This is a genomic window from Janthinobacterium sp. PSPC1-1 (assembly GCF_049897625.1).
GTDB lineage: Bacteria > Pseudomonadota > Gammaproteobacteria > Burkholderiales > Burkholderiaceae_D > Janthinobacterium > Janthinobacterium tructae.
The window spans coordinates 184,541-203,589 of sequence record NZ_JAFCWP010000007.1 but is presented as its reverse complement, the minus strand read 5'-3'; the positions used below and the strand labels follow the sequence as shown (position 1 = coordinate 203,589).

Genomic DNA, 19,049 nt, shown 5'->3' with positions numbered 1-19,049 from the left:
GTCGCCATGCCCACACTGCACTACATTTTCGATCCCCTGTGCGGCTGGTGCTACGGCGCCGCGCCGCTGGTCGAGGCGGCGCGCGCCGTGCCCGGCCTGACGGTGGCCTTCCACGGCGGCGGCATGATGACGGGCAGCAATCGCCGCCAGATCACGCCCGAATGGCGCGGCTACGTCTTGCCGCATGACCGGCGCATCGAGCAACTGTCGGGCCAGCCCTTCGGCGACGCCTATGTGAATGGTTTGCTGAACGACACCACGGCCATGATGGATTCCGCACCGCCGATCACGGCCATCCTGGCGGCGGAAGTTCTGGCCGGCAAGGGCCTGGACATGCTGCAGCGCGTGCAGCGCGCCCATTACGTGGACGGCTTGCGCATCGCCGACCTGCCCGTGCTGCTGGCGCTGGCGCAAGAGCTGGGCCTGGATGGCGCTGCCTTCCAGGCCGAGTATGTGCGGCAGGCGGGTGCCGCCACGCAGCAGCACATCGATGCCAGCCGTGCCTTGCTGGCGCAGGTGGGCGGGCAGGGCTTTCCCACGTTCGTGCTCGACGATGGCAGCGGCAAGTTGTCCGTGATCGATATCGGCGATTACCTGGGCCAGCCAGCGAAGCTGCAGGCGCAATTGGGCGGCGTATGCGATGCCCACGGTTGTTCATTGTAAATATCTATTGATTCGATAAAATCAATTATCTTTTCCTTTGTTGTTGACCTCGTTACACTAGTTCCATTAGTCAACAACGAAGGAAAAGCAGCCATGCGCCAACAGCCGCCATTCAGTACCGCCTCGGGCATTCCCGTCGCCGACAACCAGAATTCCATCAGCGCCGGCCCCCGCGGCCCGCTGCTGCTGCAAGACTTCCACCTGATCGAAAAACTCCAGCATTTCAACCGCGAGCGCATTCCCGAGCGCGTGGTACATGCAAAAGGCTCGGGCGCCTACGGCACCTTTACCGTCACGCACGATATCGCGCGTTACACCAAGGCCAAATTGTTTGCCGAAGTGGGCAAGCAGACGGCCACCTTCGCGCGCTTTTCCACCGTCGGTGGCGAACGCGGCAGTGCCGATACGGAACGCGACCCGCGCGGCTTCGCCGTGCGTTTCTATACGGAAGAGGGCAACTGGGACCTCGTTGGCAACAACACGCCCATGTTCTTCATCAAGGACCCGATCAAGTTCCCCGATTTCGTCCACACGCAAAAGCGCGATCCGCAAAGCAACTTGAAATCGGCCGAAATGATGTTCGACTTCTGGAGCCATGCGCCGGAAAGCCTGCACCAGGTCACCATGCTGTTTTCGGACCGCGGCACGCCGGATGGCTATCGTCACATGGATGGCTTCGGCAGCCACACGTATAGTCTGATCAATGCCGAGGGCCAGCGCGTGTACGTGAAATGGCACTTCAAGACGCGTCAGGGCATCAAGAATCTGCCTGCGGCGGAAGCGGGCCGCCTGGCCGGTGCCGACCCCGACTACGCCCAGCGCGACTTGTTCGGCGCCATCGAACGTGGTGATTTCCCGCAGTGGGAAGTCAAGCTGCAAGTGGCGACGCAGGAGCAACTCGATGCATGGGAGCAGCGCACGGGCTGGAACCCGTTCGACCTGACGAAAGTGTGGCCGCACGCCGACTTCCCGCTGTTGCCGGTGGGTATTTTTGAGCTGAACCGCAACCCGGACAATTACCACGCGGAAGTCGAGCAGGCGGCCTTTTCGCCGGCCAATGCCGTGCCGGGCATGGGCTACTCGCCGGACAAGATGCTGCAGGGCCGGCTGTTCGCCTACCACGACGCCCAGCTGTACCGGGTCGGCACCAATCACCAGCATCTGCCCGTGAATGCGGCCCGCTGCCCCTTCCACAACCAGCAGCGCGACGGCGGCATGGCCATTAACAACGGTGGCGAGGCGCAAAACTACGCCAACGTGGCGGCGGCAGGCACGCAGCCGCAAGGGCTGGGCCATGGTGAACCAGCGCTGGTGCTCGACGGCGGCGCAGCCCGCTATGATGGACGCGGCATGGAAGACGATTACACGCAGGCAGGCAATCTGTTCCGTCTGATGTCCGTCCAGGCGCAGCAGAACCTGTTCGACAACCTGGCCGGTCCCTTGAGTCTGGTGCGGCCGGAAACCTTGCAGCGTCAGCTGGCCCACTTCGACCAGGCCGATGCCGCCTACGGCGCCGGCGTGCGGGCCGCCTTGCAGGCACGCGGCGTGGTGCTGTAATTGTGTGTTGCAGGCGGAGCTATCCTGTTCCGCCTGTTGTTGATATAGCCCAAATTGCTGGCAGATATTAAATATTGCCGTATGGACATATTTGTCTTCCATGCGTAGACTTGTCGGTCTGATGATGGTGCCGTCTTCCTGGCGGCATCCTGACTAGAAAGTCTTGCAATATGAATATGGTGAAGCTGTCGGTGCATGGGGACGATCCCACGCTCAAATCCATTCTCGAAGTCTTGCCCACCGATCCGGAACGGCAATGGCGCAAGGGCGAGGCGAAGGGCGCGGCGGGGCGCGTGCATCTCGATTCCGGCTTCGAAGTCGTCATCGCGCAGGCGTCCAAAGCGCAAGTGTTGCCCTCGCGCATACGCAGCTACCTGGCCGAATGCCGCTCGCGCGGCGTCACGTTCAGCATGCCGCGCATCGTGGCCGAGCTGCAACTGGAGTTGAACGGCGACGACACGGTCGATGCGCCGCTGGACCTGACCCTGGCCGACATGCAGCACCTGACGGAGATGGGCATCAGCCTGAGCCTGGTGACGCGCTGCGCTGCGGCCTGATTCCCGTGTGACACTGAAAAAAATGGCCACCTGTTCAGGGTGGCCATTTTTCGTCATGGTTCGTCGAGCTCGACGGTGACCATATTGTCATCGGGCTTGCGGTCGATCAGCTTGTTGTCGGGGTCGATGCCCGCCTTGCCGGGCCGGCTGCCGACGATGACGGTATAGCTCGCTTCACGCGCCGTCATGCGCAGGCGTTCGCGCAGCAGCGGATGGCCATTCGCGTCGTCGACACCGATCTCGATCCAGTCATGCAGGGGCGCATCGTGTTCCTCTCCCTGTTCGCCGGCCGTCAATTTGCTCGCCTGCACCTTGAGAGTGACGGCGTACTTGCCATCGCCGCGTTTGGTGGCCGTGGCCGACAGGGCGCGATTGTCGAACAGCACGATTTTCTCGAACAGGTCATCGATCAGGTAAGCCTGCTCGGGTGGCGTGACCTGGCGCAAGCCCTGCACCAGCGCCGTCACGCTCGCATACGGCGGTCCCTTCTGGCCGTAAGTCTTCAGCAGCTCGCGCAGCACGCCGTTGACCTTGTCTTCGCCGATCATGTCCTGCAGCAAATACATGGCCAGGCTGCCCTTGTGGTAATGGATGTAGGCCTGGTTTTCATTCTCGGCTAGCGGCAGCTCCTTCTTGCGTTCTTCGCTGCGCCCCATCAGGTATTGATTCAGGTCATAGCGCAGGAAGCGGCGCATCTTGGCTGGCCCCGCAGTTTTTTTCATCACCATCAGGGCCGAATATTCGGCCAGGGTTTCGCTGAGCACGGTGGCGCCACGTGTGTTGCCGCCCACCAATTGATGCGCCCACCACTGGTGCGCCACTTCATGCGCCGTGACGTAGAACGGATAGTCGAGGTCCTTCGGATTCTTGTCGTCCACCTTGGCGATGAAGCCCAGGCCTTCCGAGTACGGAATCGTGTTCGGGAACGACTGCGCAAACGTGGCGTAGCGGGGGAATTCCACGATGCGCAAGACCTTGTGCTGGTAGGGGCCGAAGTTTTTCGTGTAGTAATCGAGCGCTTCCTTGCTGCCACGCACGAAACGATCGAGGTTGTATTCATGGCCAGGATGGTAATACACGTCGATGGCCACATCCTGCCAGCGCTCGTGCCTGACGGCGTAGCGGGCCGACTGGAACGCGTAGAAATTCAGGATCGGCTGGTCCATCGTGTAATGGAAGTAATGGCGGCCCTTGGCGATCCAGTCGTTGTCCAGCATGCCCGGCGCGATGGCCGTCTGGCCGTCGACGGTGCTGACGGTAGCGTCAAAGTTGATGCGGTCGGCGTCCATGCTGACGTAATTGTCGGCCAGCCCCCGTGCATCGTCGCGCGGCAAGGCCCGTTCGCGCGCCGGCAAGCCGTGTTTCTTGCGGTCGCGCGGGTCCGTCAATTCCAGCTGTGGCTGGTAGCCGATGTGCGGCAGCACGGCATTCGTGAAGAAGGTGCCGTTGGCCACGACGGGCGTGTCCTGGCCCAGGCCGAAGATGCCGCGCGGCGCGTAGCGGACGTCGAAATCGAGGCCCAGGCTGGCGCCCGGCGCCAGCGGCGCGGCCAGGCGGTAGCTGTAAAAGCCCAGCTTGCCGTCATCGAGGCCAGGGTGCACGCGCGTGTCAAAGCGCAGGCGCATGGTGGCGGTGGGGTCTTGCTGCACAAAAATGTGGCTGATCGGCAGGCTGGTCTTGTTTTGCAGCATGTAGCGGCCCGTGACGGCCAGGGTGCGCTGCGCCGGGTAGATGGCCACATCGAGTTTCACGTCGGTGATTCTCGGCTGCGGCGTGCCGGCAAACTTGCGGTACTGGCGCTCGACGCTGGCGCGGTCCGCATCGCGGGCGAATTCGGACTTGTAATCGTTGGCCACGTGAAAGACGTAGAACAGCACGCCGCCGGCGCCCACGAAAATCAACAGGCCGATGGCAAAGCTGGCCAGCACGCCGTGCGTCAGGCCGTGGCGCGCCAGGCGCAAGCGGATGCGCCAGCTATCCTGCGCGCCGCGGGGCCAGAACAGCAGCGACAGCACCGTCAGCATGACGGCCGCGCCGCTCCAGTACAGCAAGTACCAGCGCTCGCGCAACACATAGTGGCCGGCGCCGTTCATGGCCGAATAGATGAAATCCGGCGTGCTGGCGTACAGCAGCAGCGGGTCGCCCAGGCCCAGCGAGGCAAAGCTGATGCTGGCGATGTGGTACAGAATCATGGCGAAATACGCCAGGTACTTGTGATTGATCACTACCTGCAAAAAGATGGCCAGCACGGCGATCAGTGCGTAGTAGGGCAGGTGCGACAGGAACAGCGATTCCAGGTACAGGCCGGGGTCGAGGCGGTAATAGCCCTTGAAGACCTGAATCGACATGCCGCACAGCATGATGACCAGGCTCAGCAATGCTTGCAGGCCGATCAGGGCGAACAGCTTTGACAGCAGCGGCAGCCAGTTCGGCACGGGCAGGGCGTCAAGCATCAACTGGATGCTGGTCTCGCGTTCGCGCCACACCAGTTCGCCCGCATAGAAGGTGGTAATGATCAGCATGAACAGCGCAAACGAGGCGCTGACCATGTCCAGCACTTTTTCCGTCACCGGATAGGTATTCGTGCCGTACATGGAACCCATGTCGAGCGCGCCCGCATACATGGTCAGCACGCCAGCGAGCACGATGACGACAAAATAGATGTTCTTGATGGTTTCGCGCAGGTTCAGCCAGCTCATCTTGACGAGCAGGGCGGCCAGGTTGCGCTGCGCAAAATCAGGCGCTTCTTGCGTGGACAGCGAAGCGCTCGACAGGCGCAGCGGCACATCGCCGTCGCTGCGGCGCTTGCTGGCGCCCGCGTCCGTCGTGGCGTGGAACTGGAAGCGCCAGTAGCCGAGCAGCAAGGCCACCAGGGCGAAGCCGGACCAGATGGCACGGTTCAGCAAATACACGCCCTCTAATGTCACCAGGCGCGTGTTGCGCTCCGCATTCGGCCAGTATTCCGTCAGGCGTATCAGCGCCGTGGTGCCGAAGGGGTCGATCAGGGCGGCCAGGGTCTTGTAGTCGAGGTCGCGCGCCAGCGAGGGCGCCACCAGGTAGCCGATCAGCATGACTACCGAGCTGATGTATACGGGCAGCATGCGCCGCGTCAGGGCGGCGATGACGAAGAAGATGGCGCCGAAGATGAACAGGTTCGGCAGCAGGGTAAATACATACGGCATCAAATAGGCCAGCGCGCGTTGCGGCCCCAGCCGTTCAGGATCGATGCCGGGCAACCAGGCGCCCAGCCAGGCACCGATGACGATGCTGGAAAACACCACGGCCAGCACCAGATAGGCGCCGAGGAAGCGGCCAAATACGTACTGATATTTTTTGATCGGCGCGCTGAAGAAGAAATGCTGCATGCCGTACTCGAAATCCTGCTGTACCGAGCGGCCCATCATGGCGGCCACCACCACGGCGCCGAAGCAGCCCAGCAGGCTGCACGTGAACGCCAGCGAGCGCGGCGCGTTGATCAGGAATTTGCCGCCGAAACTGATGCTCGCTTCCTTGAAGACGCCGCCGGCGGCGGCCATCCACAGCATGGCCAGGGCCAGGAACATGGCGAAATACACCCAGGTGGACAGCAGTTTGAGCCGCTGTCGCGCTTCAAAGCGGGCGATGGCAAACATGGCTGCCCCCTCAGTCGCACTGCGGGGCGACGCGGTGGCGCCCGGCAATGGTGGCGAAATACAGGTCTTCCAGGTCGCCGATGGCTTCCTCGAAGCCGTCGCCCGGGTCGTCGTCGCTGTAGACGTGGATCAGGGTGCGGCCCGACAGCAAGCGCGTGGAAATGACGGCGTGGCGCTGCTGGAAGCTGGCCAGTTCTTTCTTTTCGACAAAGCGCGCCCAGATCTTGCAGCTGACTTCGTCGATCAGTTCCAGGGTCTTGCCGCACAGCAGCAAATGCCCCTTGTTGATGATGGCCATGTTGGCGCACAGGTCAGCCACGTCGGACACGATGTGGGTCGACAGGATCACCGTCTTGTCTTCGCCGATATCGGACAGCAGATTATGGAAGCGCACACGCTCCTGCGGGTCGAGGCCGGCCGTCGGCTCGTCGACGATGATCAGTTTCGGGTCGCCCAGCAGGGCTTGCGCGATGCCGAAGCGCTGACGCATGCCGCCGGAAAAGCTGCCCAGGCGCTGGTGGCGCACGTCGAACAAATTGGTTTGCTGCAACAGGCCATCGACGACCTCGCGCCGGCGCGCCCGCTGCGACAGTCCTTTTAACATGGCGAAGTGGTCGAGCAGTTCATACGCCGTCACCTTCGGATACAGGCCGAAGTCTTGCGGCAAATAGCCCAGCATGCGGCGGATCTCGTCCTTGTCGTCGAGCACGTCGTAGTCGCCGAAGAAGATGGAGCCGGAATCGCACTCCTGCAGAGTGGCCAGGGTGCGCATCAGGGTCGACTTGCCGGCGCCATTCGGGCCCAGCAAGCCAAACATCCCGGGCGGTATCGTCAGCGACACGTTATCCAGCGCCACCACGCCATTCGCGTAGGTCTTCGATAATTTTCGAATCTGCAATTCCATACAACTCCTGACTCATGCGTTGCTGCCCGATGCTACAGGGCCACTCTATGCTGGCATTGTATTGAATTTAAGACGTGCTGGGCAGTTGCATGCGATACACGGCATTTTCGCGTGCCCAGAGTGCAGTTGGCGGGGGTGGACGGCGGGCCGCTTGTGGCTCTTTCGGCCCGCCATGAGAATATCAGTTACGGAACAAAACCGACTCCCGGTTGAACCACCAGCGGCACAGCATCAGCAGCGCGCCCGCGATCACCGTGGTCGAGGCCAGGATCACGCCGAACATGCGGTAATCCATAGTGCCCTTGACCAGCTCCTTCATGGCCAGCGACACGTTGGTCAGCGGCACCATGGCCCAGATCCAGTTCAGCTCGACGCCGGGCAGCATGGCCGCTACCGTGGGCAGGATGACGAACAACATCAATGGCGTGATCATGCCGGCCGCTTCCTTGTAGCTTTTCGCGTAGATCGAGATCGACAGCAGCAGCGAGGCAAAGATGGCGGCTGTCGGCACCAGCATCAGGGTCACCATGGCCAGATCCGGCAAGCCGATGCTGCGCACCATGACGGCCATGTTGCCCTCGAGCGAGCTGCCGAAGATGGCCAGCAGGGCGCCCATGCTGCCCACCATCAGCACGGCCGAGGTCATGCCCACCGTAAATAGCACGAGGAACTTGGCCAGCACGATGGCGCTGCGCGGCACGGGTGCCAGCAGCAGGGTTTCCAGCGTGCCCCGCTCCTTTTCGCCGGCGCCCAGGTCGATGGCCGGGTACATGGCCGCCGTCAGGCACACCATCAGCAGCAAATAGGGCAGCATGCCGCCGACGATGGCGCCCATCTGCTCGCGTTCGTTGGCCGTCGACTGCTTGTCGAGCACGATGGGGTGCAGGGCGAAGGCCAGCTGGGCCGGACTCAGGTTCAGGGCCGACAGCGCGCTTTCGCGCAGGCTGGCGTTGTAGGCCTCGACGATCTCGCGCACCCGCTGCTGGGTCACATCGACCGTGCTGGCGCTGTTGTAATGCAGAGTGACCGTGGCTTGCTGATGTTGCTGCAGCGCCTCTTCAAAATGCGGCGGAATGACGACGGCGAACTTGATGCTGTCGTCGCCGATGGCGCGGCGAATCTCTGCCTCGCTGGCCAGCGGCACTTCGCGCAAGTTGTGCTGCTGCGCAAAACGCGCGCTCAAGCCCGGCGAATGGTCCTTGCCGAACAGCGCATAGCGCATTTCCGCCGTCTTGGCGTTCTTGAACATATTGCTTGAAACATAAGCGAAGCCGCCAAAGATCAGCGGCATGGCAAAGATGGGGATGAGGATGGTGAAAATCAGCGTCTTGCGGTCGCGCGTGAGTTCCAGCAACTCTTTCAGATAAATGGTCCACATGGCTCAGGTTCCCTGGTTGATGACGCTGACGAAGGCGTCGTACAAGTCCGCGCTGCCGCCCAGGTGGCGCAGTTCGTTGACCGTGCCGTTGAAGGCGGTGGTGCCGCGGTTGATGATGCAGACGCGGTCGCACAGCTTTTCCACCTCGTGCAGGTGGTGGGTGGAAAAGATCAGCGGCACGCGCAGCGCCTTGTAGCTGGCGATGAAGTCGAGCAGAATCTTGGCCGACATCACATCGAGGCCCGTGGTCGGCTCGTCGAGGATCACCACCTGCGGCTCATGCACGACGGTGCGGGCGATCGCGCACTTCTGTTTCATGCCCGTCGACAACTGATCGGCCCGCTTGCCGCCGTATTCCTCCATCTGCAGCAGGGCAAACAGCTCATCGCAGCGGCGTTTTAGCTTGTCGGCCGGCATGCCGTGCAGGCGGCCGAAATATTCCACGTTCTCGCGCGCCGTCAGGCGCCCATACAAGCCCGTCGAGCCGGACAGGAAACCGATGCTCTGGCGCGCTACCAGCGGTTGCCGCAGCACATCGACGCCGTTGACGAGGGCGCTGCCCGCGTCCGCTTGCAGGGCCGTCGACAGCAGGCGCAAGGTGGTGGTCTTGCCGGCGCCATTCGGGCCCAGCAGGCCCAGCACCTCGCCCGGGGCGCAGCTGAAACTGACGTCGCGCACGGCGTGAAACCAGCCCTCATGTTCGCGCGGATCGCTGACGTGCACGCCCTTGCCCTTGTGGGGCGGCATGCGGAAACGTTTTGCCAAGTGCTTGACTTCAATCATGTGCTTCATCCATTTGACGGTGAAGAACGAGAGTAGCATGCAAAAAATGTAACTTGCAAGGTGGAAATATCGTTTGGTCTATTGAAAAAAACAGCATCTTCATGCAAGCTGGCCCGGTAGGCGCCGGCGGACGGCGCGGGAGAGTGCAATGCGAACGATCGATCAGGCGATGCAGGACAAGGTACTGGCTGTGGCGCGCGCCGGCATGACCAGTGCCGAAGCCATCGGTTTCTTCCGTGTCAGCCTGGGCTTGTACTACCTGGCCGGCCTGATGACGGAAGAAGCGCTCGACTTCAAGCAGATCGACGCGAAGTACAACCGCTTTATCTACCACTCGCTAGGTGGCGGGCACAGCATTGCTAGCGTGCTGCAATTCATGAGTGGCGAGAAAGTCTTGCGCGTGCTGCAATCGGAGCGTTTTCGCGCCGCGTTTACCGAATACTGCCCGGACATTCCCGTCGACAGCATTTCCTTCCTGATTTCACTGAACCTGGGCGTGGCGAAAAGCCTGTCCGGCCTGGACGCCGTCGGCCCCGTGGTCGATTGGATCGAGCAGGAAAAAGCGCGCACAAGTCAATAAAGCCCGTTCACCCTGCGCGCGGCGTGGGTACGGCTGGCCCCGATCATCCTATAATTCATGTTTTCCCTTACATGAATAGCCCACGATGACCGCGAACCGCCATTTTGACCCCCTGGATCGTTTGATTGTTGGCGCCGACAAGGCCTTGCGCGTCATCGCGGGCGTGGCCTTGGCCTCGCGTCCCTCGCCGGCCGCGCACGCGCCCGATGCGGAACTGAGCCCGGCCGAGCAGCGCCACAGCGCCGGCTTGATGCGCGTCAACCACGTGGGCGAAGTGTGCGCGCAAGCCCTGTACAACTCGCAGGCGCGCTATGCGCACAGCCCGGCCATCCGCGCCCAGTTCGACGAAGCGGGACGCGAAGAGGAAGATCACCTGGCCTGGACGGCGCAGCGCCTGACGGAGCTGGGCTCGCGTCTGAGCCTGCTCAATCCCCTGTGGTATGCGGGTTCGTTTGCGCTGGGTACCATCGCCGCGCGCATGGGCGACGGCCGCAGCCTGGGTTTTGTGGTGGAAACGGAGCGCCAGGTGGAAGCGCACCTGGCCAGCCACTTGCAGGAATTGCCGCCGCAGGACGCCAAGTCGCGCGCCATCGTCAAGCAGATGGCCATCGATGAAGTGGAACACGGCGCCGCTGCCCAGCGATTGGGCGCCATCGATACGCCGGCGCCGGTGAAGGCGCTGATGGGTATCATGGGCAAAGTGATGACAAAAACGGCGTATTACCTGTAGGTCGGATTAGCGCGGCAATGCCGCGCGTAATCCGACACATTGTTGGCGTTACTGGTGTTGTCGGATTACGCGCTGGCGCGCTAATCCGACCTACCCGACCTACTCCTCGATGATTTCGAACGAGTGCGTAATCTCGGCGGTTTTCGCCAGCATGATCGATGCCGAGCAATATTTGTCGTGCGACAAAGTCACGGCCCGTTCCACGGCTGTCGGTTTCAGGGCCTTGCCCCGCACGGTGAAATGGAAGTGGATCTTGGTAAATACTTTCGGATCGGTGTCGGCGCGCTCGGCCTTCAGGGTCACTTCGCAGCCACTGACGGCTTCGCGCCCCCGTTTCAGGATTAGCACCACGTCATAGGCGGTGCAGCCGCCCGTGCCCAGCAAGACCATTTCCATGGGGCGTGGCGCCAGGTTGTGGCCGCCGCCATCGGGCGCGCCATCCATGGTCACCAAGTGGCCGGAGCCGGTTTCTGCCCGAAAACTCATGCCCGACGGGCCATTCCAGCTGACTTTGCATTCCATCGTACTCTCCGAAAATTGTAAGCGTTTTGTATTGTAATAGAGGAATGCCTGTCCATGTGCCGCCCGCCAGCCCGCAGCCGGTCTGCATAGCAGCTTGACGCGGCAAGGCAAAGCCGCTTATACTTGTCGGCTTTCCGTTCGCTCAGGAAAAGTAAATAAGGCAGAGTCCGCATAGCAGCATCGGCGGAACCACCATTTGAGCGTGTAATCTATTAGGAAGTCAACATGAAAACATTTTCCGCTAAAGGACATGAAGTCCAGCGCGATTGGTTCGTGGTTGACGCGACGGACAAAGTCCTCGGACGTGTTGCCAGCGAAGTGGCACTCCGACTGCGCGGCAAACACAAACCAGAATTTACTCCTCACGTCGATACCGGCGACTTTATCGTCGTCATCAACGCAGGCAAACTGCGTGTGACCGGTACCAAAGCTACTGAGAAAATTTACTACCGTCACTCTGGCTATCCAGGCGGCATCTACGAAACCAACTTCCAGAAAATGCAACAGCGTTTTCCAGGTCGCGCGCTTGAGAAAGCGGTCAAGGGCATGCTGCCTAAAGGCCCACTCGGCTACGCAATGATCAAGAAGCTGAAAGTGTACGCGGAAGGTTCCCATCCGCACGCTGCTCAGCAACCTAAAGCACTTGTTCTCTAAGGAACTGACATGATCGGTAATTACAATTATGGAACCGGCCGTCGCAAAAGTGCAGTGGCTCGGGTTTTTATCAAAGTTGGCACAGGCTTGATCGTTGTTAACGGCAAACCAGCAAACGAATACTTTTCGCGCGAAACAGGTCTGATGGTCATCCGTCAACCTCTGGAACTGACCGGCAATGTCGAGCGTTTCGACATCAAAGTCAACGTCCATGGCGGCGGTGAGTCGGGCCAGGCTGGTGCAGTTCGTCACGGCATCACCCGCGCTCTGATCGACTACGATGCAGCGTTGAAACCGGAACTGGCTAAAGCCGGCTTCGTAACACGCGATGCACGTGAAGTCGAGCGTAAAAAAGTTGGTCTGCGCAAAGCACGTCGCGCAAAGCAATTCTCGAAGCGTTAATTCTTACGCTACAGCACCTTTCGAGGTGCTGGTCGAAAAGCCGCTGGACTTCGGTCCTGCGGCTTTTTTGCATTTCAGCGGGATGCGCCGTTGCGCTGTAAAATACGCGGAAAACCCGCAAGGGTAGCGTTTCCCTTTATCTTTATGCAATCTCAATCTATACACAAGGAAAGAACATGATCAAAGTTGGCATCGTCGGCGGCACTGGATATACGGGCGTGGAATTGCTGCGCTTGCTGGCTACCCATCCAGATGTCGAGTTGACGGCGATTACCTCGCGCAAGGAAGATGGCTTGCCCGTTGCTGACATGTATCCTTCCCTGCGTGGCCACGTAAAACTGGCGTTTTCCTCGCCGGACAAGGCGAATCTGGAACAGTGCGACGTGGTCTTCTTTGCCACCCCGCATGGTGTTGCCATGGCGCAAGCTCCAGCCCTGCTGGCCGCCGGCGTGAAAGTCATCGACCTGGCCGCCGACTTCCGCCTGAAAGACCAAGCCAAGTTCGAGCAGTGGTACAAGATTCCCCACACGGCACCCGAGCTGATCGAGCAGGCCGTGTATGGCTTGCCGGAACTGAACCGCGAAGACATTAAAAAAGCCAGCCTGATCGCCAACCCCGGTTGCTACCCGACCACCATGCAGCTGGGCTTTTACCCGCTGCTCAAGGCGGGCCTGGTCAACGCAGGCGGCTTGATCGCCGACTGCAAGTCGGGCGTGTCCGGCGCCGGCCGCAAGGCGGAAATCGGCATCCTGTTCTCGGAAAGCAGCGACAGCTTCAAAGCCTACGGCGTGGCCGGTCACCGCCATCTGCCGGAAACGACGGCGCAATTGCAGCGTTTCACGGACGACAAAGTGGCGCTGACCTTTACGCCGCACCTGGTGCCGATGATTCGTGGCATGCACTCGACCCTGTACGCGCAGCTGAACAAGGATGTCAGCAATGAAGAATTGCAATCCTTGTTCGAAGAGCAATACAAGGATGAGCCATTCGTCGACGTGATGCCATTCGGCTCGCATCCGGAAACCCGCTCCACGCGCGGCTCGAACATGCTGCGCCTGGCCTTGCACCGTCCCGAAGGCGGTAATACCGTCATCGTGCTGGTGGTGCAAGACAACCTGGTCAAGGGTGCCTCCGGCCAGGCCGTGCAGTGCATGAACTTGATGTTTGGCCTGAAAGAAACAGCCGGTTTGCAACACATCGCCCTGCTGCCGTAAAAATAGGCAGGCGTGCTTGCGCAGGTCCGGCGCCTTTTTGCCGGACCTGTGATAAATTGGACTGCCACCTACCCCGACAGGATGACGTTCATGTTCGAGCGCAACGCGAAAAACCCCATCGATACCCTGATCGGCGCTTCCACGCGGATCGAGGGCGACGTGCTGTTTTGCGGCGGCTTGCGCATCGATGGCCATGTGCGTGGCAATGTCACGGGCGAGCCGGGCGAGCCTACGCATGTGGTGCTGGGCGAGGCGGGCCGCATCGATGGCGAAGTGCGCTGCTCCAGCCTGGTCGTCAGCGGCGAGATCAATGGCCCCGTGTATGTGTCCGAAATGCTTGAAATCCAGCCAAAAGCCCGCATTGTAGGAGAGGTCTATTACAAGGTGCTGGAAATGCACAGCGGCGCCCTGGTGCAAGGCAAGCTCAGCCGCCACGACAGCGCCGACCCCGTGCTGCACCTGGCCGTGTCGGAAATGTGAGCAGGAACAACACCGCCCAGCGGCATCAGCGGCGGCCGCAGCGCGAGTTGCGGCAACAGTCTATAATGAGTTAATGTTTTCTAGTAGGAGTGTCCGATATGAATGCCGTCGCTGAAATGCAAGATGTGATCCCTTCACCCATTATCTTTACCGATAGCGCCGCTGAAAAAGTCGCGCAGCTGATCGAAGAAGAAGGTAATCCAGACCTGAAATTGCGCGTTTTCGTGCAGGGTGGCGGCTGTTCCGGCTTCCAGTACGGTTTCACCTTCGACGAAATCGTCAATGAAGATGACACCACCATGGTCAAGAATGGCGTCCAGCTGTTGATCGATTCCATGAGCTACCAGTACCTGGTCGGCGCGGAAATCGATTACAAGGATGACCTGGAAGGCGCGCAGTTCGTGATTAAAAACCCTACCGCGACGTCTACCTGCGGTTGCGGTTCGTCCTTCTCCGTTTAAGTATTAAACGGGGCAAGCAAGAAAATAGCGGATCGATGATCCGCTATTTGTGTTTCTGCATCTGCTCAACGCGGATATAGCGCACCGAGCACGCGTAAGCCCGCCGCGCCCGTCACCGCCGGCAAGTTGCCTGGTTTGCGCTGCGTAAAGCGCCAGGCCAGCCAGGCAAACGCCAGCGCCTCGACCTGGCTGGGCGCCACGCCCAGCGCTTGCGTGGACTCTACCGCCATGCCCGGCAAGGCGTGCGCCAGCGCCGCCATCAGGCTGGCGTTCTGCGCGCCGCCGCCACACACATATACCGTTTCCGCCTGCGCCCCGTCGCGCGCGATGGCATGCGCCAGGCTGGCGGCCGTCAGTTGCGTCAGGGTCGCCTGCACGTCGGCAGCTTGGGCGCCAGGGTGATTCGCCAGCTTGCCTTGCAGCCAGTCGGCGTGAAAGAGGTCGCGGCCCGTGCTTTTCGGCGCTGGCAAGTCAAAATAGGCTTCATTGAGCAATTCCGCCAGCAGGGCAGGCAAGACTTTGCCCGTGGCGGCCCAGGCGCCGTTGGCGTCATATGGCTGGCCCAGGTGCTGCAGGACCCAGCCATCCATCAGCGCATTGCCGGGGCCCGTGTCGTAGCCCGTCACCGTGCCGTCCGCGTGCAGCACGCTGATATTACTGATGCCGCCGATATTGGCCAGCACGCGCGTGTGGCCGGGCAAATTGAAAATGGCCTGGTGAAAAGCGGGCACCAGCGGCGCGCCCTGGCCGCCGGCCGCCACATCGCGGCTGCGCAAGTCGGCGATGACATCGATACCCGTCAGTTCAGCCAGCAGGGCCGGGTTGTTCAACTGGCGCGTAAAGCCCAGTTCAGGGCGGTGGCGGATGGTCTGGCCGTGCGCGCCGATGGCGGCGACGGCGTCCGCGACGATGCCCGCGTTGCTCAATAGCATGGCGACGCAGTCGGCGTAATGGCGCACCAGTTGATTCGCCGCCAGCGATTCGCGTTCGATTTCATTCTGGCCGGCACTTTGCAATGCCATCAGGTCGGCGCGCAGGCTGGCGGGAAAGGCAATATACGCGTCGCCCAAACTGCGCACGCTGCCATCGTCGGAAAAATCGACCAGGGCGCCGTCGACGCCGTCCAGGCTGGTGCCCGACATCAAACCGATATACAGCATGGGTGTTTCCTTGAAGGCGTCAGTGAGGGGTACATTGTGCCGCATTTTCCTCTGCGCATAAAACAAAGGCACCGGCCATCTGCATGGGCGGTGCCTTTGACTATTGCCCGAAGGCTGTGTTGCTTAGCGCGACGCCAGTGCTGTGTCGTTCGGACGCAGCAGGGTGAAGCGGTGCATCATGTCGGCGGAGACCATGCGGAAGCGGCTCAGCTCGCCAGCCGTCAACGGCGCCTGGGCTTGTACGTTCAGCTTGCTTGGGTCTTGTGCCACGCCGCCGACGCGGAATTCATAGTGCAAATGGGCGCCCGTGGACCAGCCGGTGGTGCCAACGTAGCCGATCACATCGCCCTGGCTGACTTTTTGACCTTTTTTCAGGCCCGAAGCGAAGCGGCTCATGTGGGCATAGGCCGTGGTGTAGTTGGCCCAGTGTTTCAGGACAACAACATTGCCGTAGCCGTTTTGGCTGCCGACGGAATCGACCACGCCGTCGCCCGAGGCGCGGATGGGGGTGCCTGTCGCTGCAGCGAAATCGATGCCCTTGTGCGCTTTCCAGTTGCCGGAAATCGGATGCACGCGCATGGAGAAGCCGGACGAGATGCGGGAGAATTCGAGGGGGGATTTCAGGAAGGCTTTTTTGAGCGACTTGCCGTCAAAACTGTAGTAACCGCCGCCTTGCTTGCTGGCTGGGTCTTCGAACCAAACGGACTGGTAAGTCGTGCCGCGGTTGGTGAATTCACCGGCCAGGATACGGCCCGCTCGGACGAATTCGCCATCTTGCCAGAACGTTTCGTAGACGACATTGAATGCGTCGCCGCGTTTCAGGTCGGAGCGGAAGTCGATATTGGTGGAGAACATTTCCACGATTTGCGCGGAAATCGAGTCTGGCAGGCGGGTGCCGTCCAGGCTGGAGTCGGTGGCGGCGAACAGGGTGGAAGTAATCTTGCGCGCGTGCATTTCAACGCGGCGTTCCAGCTGGGCTGCCACTTCCGTGGCCACGAACTTGTCGCCCTTGCGGGTGATCAGGATGTTCTTGACCGATTTGTCCGTGCCATCGACGAGGGTGGCGCGCATCCAGTTGAGGTCGCCGTTTTCGGTCGTTTGCGCTTGCACGCGCTTGCCCGATTTCAGCAACATCACGCCGCGCGCGATCTTGTCGGTCTTGATGAAATTGGCAGCCGCCGGATCATCCACGCCGAGACGGGTCAGCAGGGTGGCGAGGGTATCGCCGGCGCGGACTTTTTCTTCGTGGGTGAAATTCTGGTCTACCTGTTCCATCGCGGAAATTTGCGAAGCGAGATCAGGCATTTCCAGGTTCTGGGCGATGGACGTGACCGGCAAGTCGGATGCGTCGGGTGCCATGGGAGACACAGCGACAGCGCCGAAGGCGGCAACGGCGAGCAGCACTGCCGACGCGCCAATAATGCGTGCCTTGCGTGTCGTCGTCAGCTGTGTGTACAAGCGTGAGCCTGTGATTTTATGTATAGGGTTCATGCAATCAGTTAAAATTTGCCCTTGAACGTGACCTGAACTAATGCTCTTTGTTATTGTTATTTTGGTTCGTTTTCATACGGCAAGATTGATGGGATCGAGCATTATAGCAAACTCCGCAAACCTACTACCATTTTGAGATCTACAGTCAAATTTTATGGAAATCAACACCACCGCATCGCCTACAAAGGCTAACGCCGCTCAGACCGCACTTCCGCTGTCGGACAGAGTACAAGAAGCCCTCGCGATTACCAAGCGTGGCGTCGACGAACTCTTGATCGAAAGCGAATTTGCGCAAAAATTAGCACGCTCCGAGAAAACCGGTGTTCCACTGCGCATCAAACTGGGCCTGGACCCGACTGCACCCGACTTGCATCTGGGCCACACTGTCGTGCTGAACAAGATGCGCCAGTTGCAAAACTTGGGCCATCAAGTCATTTTCCTCATCGGCGACTTCACTTCCATGATCGGCGACCCTTCGGGCCGCAACGTCACGCGTCCGCCGCTGACCAAGGAACAGATCGAGATTAACGCGATGACGTATTTCGCGCAAGCATCTTTAGTGCTGGATGCCAGCAAGACGGAAATCCGCTATAACTCCGAGTGGTGCGATCCGCTGGGTGCGCGCGGCATCATCCAGCTCGCTTCCCATTACACGGTGGCGCGCATGATCGAGCGCGACGACTTCACCAAGCGCTTCCAGGGCGGCATTCCTATTTCCGTGCATGAATTCCTGTACCCGCTGATGCAGGGTTACGACTCGGTGGCCCTGAAATCGGACCTGGAACTGGGCGGCACGGACCAGAAGTTCAACCTGCTGGTGGGCCGCGAACTGCAAAAGCAGTACGGACAGGAGCAGCAGTGTATTTTGACCATGCCGCTGCTGGAAGGTTTGGACGGCGTGGAAAAAATGTCCAAGTCGAAGAATAACTACATCGGCATCACGGAACCGGGCAACACCATGTTCGCCAAGCTGATGAGCATTTCCGACGTCATGATGTGGCGCTACTACGAGCTGCTGTCGTGGCGCTCGATCGCCGAACTGGCGCAGCTGAAGAGCGAAGTGGAAGGCGGACGCAATCCGCGTGACGCCAAGGTTGCACTGGCGCAAGAGATCGTCGCCCGTTTCCACTCGCAGCAGGCGGCCGAAGATGCGCTGGCCGACTTCGTCAACCGCTCGAAGGGTGGCATTCCCGACGATATCCCGGCAGTGACCCTGGCTGGCGCGCCGCTGGGCATTCCGCAGCTGCTGAAACAAGCGGGCCTGTGCCCATCGACGTCGGAAGCCATGCGCAAGATCGACCAGGGCGGCGTGCGCATCGACGGCACCGTCATCAGCGACAAGGGCTTGCAAGTGGCGGCGGGCGAATTTGTGTTGCAAGTTGGCAAGCGCAGCTTTGCGCGCGTCACCTTGACGGCATGATCGCGCTGCTGCAGAGAGTCACGCAGGCGAAAGTCGACGTTGCCGGCGCCACTATCGGCGCCATCGACGCCGGCCTGATGGTGCTGGTGTGCGCCGAGCGGGGCGATACGGAAAAGGAAGCGGACGCCTTGCTGACCAAGCTGCTCGGCTATCGCGTGTTTGCCGACGAAGCGGGCAAGATGAACCGCAGCGTGACGGACGTGGCCGGCGGCTTGCTGCTGGTGCCGCAGTTCACGCTGGCGGCCGATACCAAGTCCGGCACGCGCCCGTCGTTTACGCCAGCGGCCGCGCCGCAGGACGGCTTGCGCCTGTTCACGCATTTCGTGGAGCAGGCGCGCCACCGCCATGCGAGCGTGCAAACGGGGCAGTTTGGCGCCGACATGCAGGTGTCGCTGACGAATGATGGCCCCGTCACCTTCTGGCTGCAAGTGAACGCAAAACAATAACGATAAAGAGGAGCA

The 19,049-nt window shown here is 60.7% G+C and carries 19 protein-coding genes; 12 read left to right on the top strand and 7 right to left on the bottom strand.

The genetic code is table 11. The features are described 5' to 3' along the window. Window positions 1–6 precede the first annotated feature (6 nt). From ACP7EG_RS21810 to ACP7EG_RS21800, 3 genes are all read left to right on the top strand, one after another. Window positions 7–663, top strand: coding sequence for a DsbA family protein (locus tag ACP7EG_RS21810; RefSeq protein WP_426089261.1), 657 nt, complete (start codon window positions 7–9; stop codon window positions 661–663). Between the two features lie 93 nt (window positions 664–756). Continuing rightward, window positions 757–2,220, top strand: coding sequence for a catalase (locus tag ACP7EG_RS21805; RefSeq protein WP_426089260.1), 1,464 nt, complete (start codon window positions 757–759; stop codon window positions 2,218–2,220). Window positions 2,221–2,390: 170 nt separating this feature from the next. Next, the gene (locus tag ACP7EG_RS21800) at window positions 2,391–2,777 is read left to right on the top strand and encodes a hypothetical protein (RefSeq protein ID WP_071079497.1); all 387 of its coding nucleotides are present in this window, start codon (window positions 2,391–2,393) and stop codon (window positions 2,775–2,777) included. 53 nt (window positions 2,778–2,830) lie between these two features. Here ACP7EG_RS21800 and ACP7EG_RS21795 read toward each other — a convergent pair whose 3' ends face one another. The 4 genes from ACP7EG_RS21795 to ACP7EG_RS21780 all read right to left on the bottom strand — a co-directional run bounded on the left by ACP7EG_RS21795 (window position 2,831) and on the right by ACP7EG_RS21780 (window position 9,474). Then, complete coding sequence (locus tag ACP7EG_RS21795) at window positions 2,831–6,409, bottom strand: ABC transporter permease/M1 family aminopeptidase (RefSeq protein WP_426089259.1); 3,579 nt, start codon at window positions 6,407–6,409, stop codon at window positions 2,831–2,833. 10 nt (window positions 6,410–6,419) lie between these two features. Continuing rightward, a complete protein-coding gene (locus ACP7EG_RS21790; protein ID WP_426089258.1) occupies window positions 6,420–7,313 on the bottom strand; it encodes an ABC transporter ATP-binding protein in 894 nt (297 codons plus the stop codon). A 181-nt stretch (window positions 7,314–7,494) separates the two neighbouring features. Beyond that, window positions 7,495–8,691, bottom strand: a complete 1,197-nt coding sequence (locus tag ACP7EG_RS21785; RefSeq protein ID WP_426089257.1) for an ABC transporter permease — start codon at window positions 8,689–8,691, stop codon at window positions 7,495–7,497. Between the two features lie 3 nt (window positions 8,692–8,694). Beyond that, complete coding sequence (locus ACP7EG_RS21780; protein WP_096238280.1) at window positions 8,695–9,474, bottom strand: ATP-binding cassette domain-containing protein; 780 nt, start codon at window positions 9,472–9,474, stop codon at window positions 8,695–8,697. 148 nt (window positions 9,475–9,622) lie between these two features. On the opposite strand from ACP7EG_RS21780, the gene ACP7EG_RS21775 reads away from it, so the two are divergent. Together ACP7EG_RS21775 and coq7 are read left to right on the top strand one after the other, a co-directional pair. Next, window positions 9,623–10,054 carry a hypothetical protein gene (locus tag ACP7EG_RS21775; RefSeq protein ID WP_071079494.1) on the top strand — a complete coding sequence of 144 codons (432 nt, stop codon included), beginning with the start codon at window positions 9,623–9,625 and terminating at the stop codon, window positions 10,052–10,054. Between the two features lie 85 nt (window positions 10,055–10,139). Continuing rightward, a complete protein-coding gene (gene coq7 / locus ACP7EG_RS21770; protein ID WP_426089256.1) occupies window positions 10,140–10,784 on the top strand; it encodes a 2-polyprenyl-3-methyl-6-methoxy-1,4-benzoquinone monooxygenase in 645 nt (214 codons plus the stop codon). Between the two features lie 99 nt (window positions 10,785–10,883). Here coq7 and ACP7EG_RS21765 read toward each other — a convergent pair whose 3' ends face one another. Then, window positions 10,884–11,306 (bottom strand): OsmC family protein, encoded by a 423-nt coding sequence (locus ACP7EG_RS21765; RefSeq protein ID WP_071079492.1) that lies wholly within the window; start codon window positions 11,304–11,306, stop codon window positions 10,884–10,886. Between the two features lie 225 nt (window positions 11,307–11,531). Here ACP7EG_RS21765 and rplM point away from each other — a divergent pair, with 225 nt between their 5' ends. From rplM to erpA, 5 genes are all read left to right on the top strand, one after another. Beyond that, on the top strand, window positions 11,532–11,960 hold the full coding sequence (gene rplM / locus ACP7EG_RS21760) for a 50S ribosomal protein L13 (RefSeq protein ID WP_010393282.1): 429 nt from the start codon (window positions 11,532–11,534) through the stop codon (window positions 11,958–11,960). A 9-nt stretch (window positions 11,961–11,969) separates the two neighbouring features. Next, window positions 11,970–12,362, top strand: a complete 393-nt coding sequence (gene rpsI / locus ACP7EG_RS21755) for a 30S ribosomal protein S9 (protein ID WP_010393285.1) — start codon at window positions 11,970–11,972, stop codon at window positions 12,360–12,362. Window positions 12,363–12,538: 176 nt separating this feature from the next. After that, window positions 12,539–13,576: an N-acetyl-gamma-glutamyl-phosphate reductase gene (argC, locus tag ACP7EG_RS21750; protein ID WP_426089255.1), complete on the top strand. Its 1,038-nt coding sequence runs from the start codon at window positions 12,539–12,541 to the stop codon at window positions 13,574–13,576. 90 nt (window positions 13,577–13,666) lie between these two features. Further along, complete coding sequence (locus ACP7EG_RS21745) at window positions 13,667–14,056, top strand: bactofilin family protein (protein WP_096238281.1); 390 nt, start codon at window positions 13,667–13,669, stop codon at window positions 14,054–14,056. A 98-nt stretch (window positions 14,057–14,154) separates the two neighbouring features. Then, window positions 14,155–14,517, top strand: coding sequence for an iron-sulfur cluster insertion protein ErpA (gene erpA, locus ACP7EG_RS21740; RefSeq protein ID WP_029496047.1), 363 nt, complete (start codon window positions 14,155–14,157; stop codon window positions 14,515–14,517). Window positions 14,518–14,582: 65 nt separating this feature from the next. Here erpA and ACP7EG_RS21735 read toward each other — a convergent pair whose 3' ends face one another. Continuing rightward, window positions 14,583–15,677, bottom strand: a complete 1,095-nt coding sequence (locus ACP7EG_RS21735) for an anhydro-N-acetylmuramic acid kinase (RefSeq protein ID WP_426089254.1) — start codon at window positions 15,675–15,677, stop codon at window positions 14,583–14,585. A gap of 123 nt (window positions 15,678–15,800) precedes the next feature. Next, window positions 15,801–17,168, bottom strand: a complete 1,368-nt coding sequence (locus tag ACP7EG_RS21730; protein WP_426089253.1) for a peptidoglycan DD-metalloendopeptidase family protein — start codon at window positions 17,166–17,168, stop codon at window positions 15,801–15,803. Between the two features lie 154 nt (window positions 17,169–17,322). Between ACP7EG_RS21730 and tyrS the strand changes: the two genes are divergently transcribed. Continuing rightward, window positions 17,323–18,588: a tyrosine--tRNA ligase gene (gene tyrS / locus ACP7EG_RS21725; protein ID WP_426089252.1), complete on the top strand. Its 1,266-nt coding sequence runs from the start codon at window positions 17,323–17,325 to the stop codon at window positions 18,586–18,588. Further along, window positions 18,585–19,034: a D-aminoacyl-tRNA deacylase gene (dtd, locus tag ACP7EG_RS21720; RefSeq protein ID WP_141171706.1), complete on the top strand. Its 450-nt coding sequence runs from the start codon at window positions 18,585–18,587 to the stop codon at window positions 19,032–19,034. The genes tyrS and dtd overlap by 4 nt, the downstream gene beginning before the upstream one ends. The last annotated feature ends 15 nt before the right edge of the window (window positions 19,035–19,049 follow it).

What these genes read in the sequence shown, in the direction of transcription:
- ACP7EG_RS21810 (WP_426089261.1), top strand. Translation starts at nt 7, where the DNA reads ATGCCCACACTGCACTACATTTTCGATCCCCTGTGCGGCTGGTGCTAC.
- ACP7EG_RS21805 (WP_426089260.1), top strand. Translation starts at nt 757, where the DNA reads ATGCGCCAACAGCCGCCATTCAGTACCGCCTCGGGCATTCCCGTCGCC.
- ACP7EG_RS21800 (WP_071079497.1), top strand. Translation starts at nt 2,391, where the DNA reads ATGAATATGGTGAAGCTGTCGGTGCATGGGGACGATCCCACGCTCAAA.
- ACP7EG_RS21795 (WP_426089259.1), bottom strand. Translation starts at nt 6,409, where the DNA reads ATGTTTGCCATCGCCCGCTTTGAAGCGCGACAGCGGCTCAAACTGCTG.
- ACP7EG_RS21790 (WP_426089258.1), bottom strand. Translation starts at nt 7,313, where the DNA reads ATGGAATTGCAGATTCGAAAATTATCGAAGACCTACGCGAATGGCGTG.
- ACP7EG_RS21785 (WP_426089257.1), bottom strand. Translation starts at nt 8,691, where the DNA reads ATGTGGACCATTTATCTGAAAGAGTTGCTGGAACTCACGCGCGACCGC.
- ACP7EG_RS21780 (WP_096238280.1), bottom strand. Translation starts at nt 9,474, where the DNA reads ATGATTGAAGTCAAGCACTTGGCAAAACGTTTCCGCATGCCGCCCCAC.
- ACP7EG_RS21775 (WP_071079494.1), top strand. Translation starts at nt 9,623, where the DNA reads ATGCGAACGATCGATCAGGCGATGCAGGACAAGGTACTGGCTGTGGCG.
- coq7 (WP_426089256.1), top strand. Translation starts at nt 10,140, where the DNA reads ATGACCGCGAACCGCCATTTTGACCCCCTGGATCGTTTGATTGTTGGC.
- ACP7EG_RS21765 (WP_071079492.1), bottom strand. Translation starts at nt 11,306, where the DNA reads ATGGAATGCAAAGTCAGCTGGAATGGCCCGTCGGGCATGAGTTTTCGG.
- rplM (WP_010393282.1), top strand. Translation starts at nt 11,532, where the DNA reads ATGAAAACATTTTCCGCTAAAGGACATGAAGTCCAGCGCGATTGGTTC.
- rpsI (WP_010393285.1), top strand. Translation starts at nt 11,970, where the DNA reads ATGATCGGTAATTACAATTATGGAACCGGCCGTCGCAAAAGTGCAGTG.
- argC (WP_426089255.1), top strand. Translation starts at nt 12,539, where the DNA reads ATGATCAAAGTTGGCATCGTCGGCGGCACTGGATATACGGGCGTGGAA.
- ACP7EG_RS21745 (WP_096238281.1), top strand. Translation starts at nt 13,667, where the DNA reads ATGTTCGAGCGCAACGCGAAAAACCCCATCGATACCCTGATCGGCGCT.
- erpA (WP_029496047.1), top strand. Translation starts at nt 14,155, where the DNA reads ATGAATGCCGTCGCTGAAATGCAAGATGTGATCCCTTCACCCATTATC.
- ACP7EG_RS21735 (WP_426089254.1), bottom strand. Translation starts at nt 15,677, where the DNA reads ATGCTGTATATCGGTTTGATGTCGGGCACCAGCCTGGACGGCGTCGAC.
- ACP7EG_RS21730 (WP_426089253.1), bottom strand. Translation starts at nt 17,168, where the DNA reads ATGAACCCTATACATAAAATCACAGGCTCACGCTTGTACACACAGCTG.
- tyrS (WP_426089252.1), top strand. Translation starts at nt 17,323, where the DNA reads ATGGAAATCAACACCACCGCATCGCCTACAAAGGCTAACGCCGCTCAG.
- dtd (WP_141171706.1), top strand. Translation starts at nt 18,585, where the DNA reads ATGATCGCGCTGCTGCAGAGAGTCACGCAGGCGAAAGTCGACGTTGCC.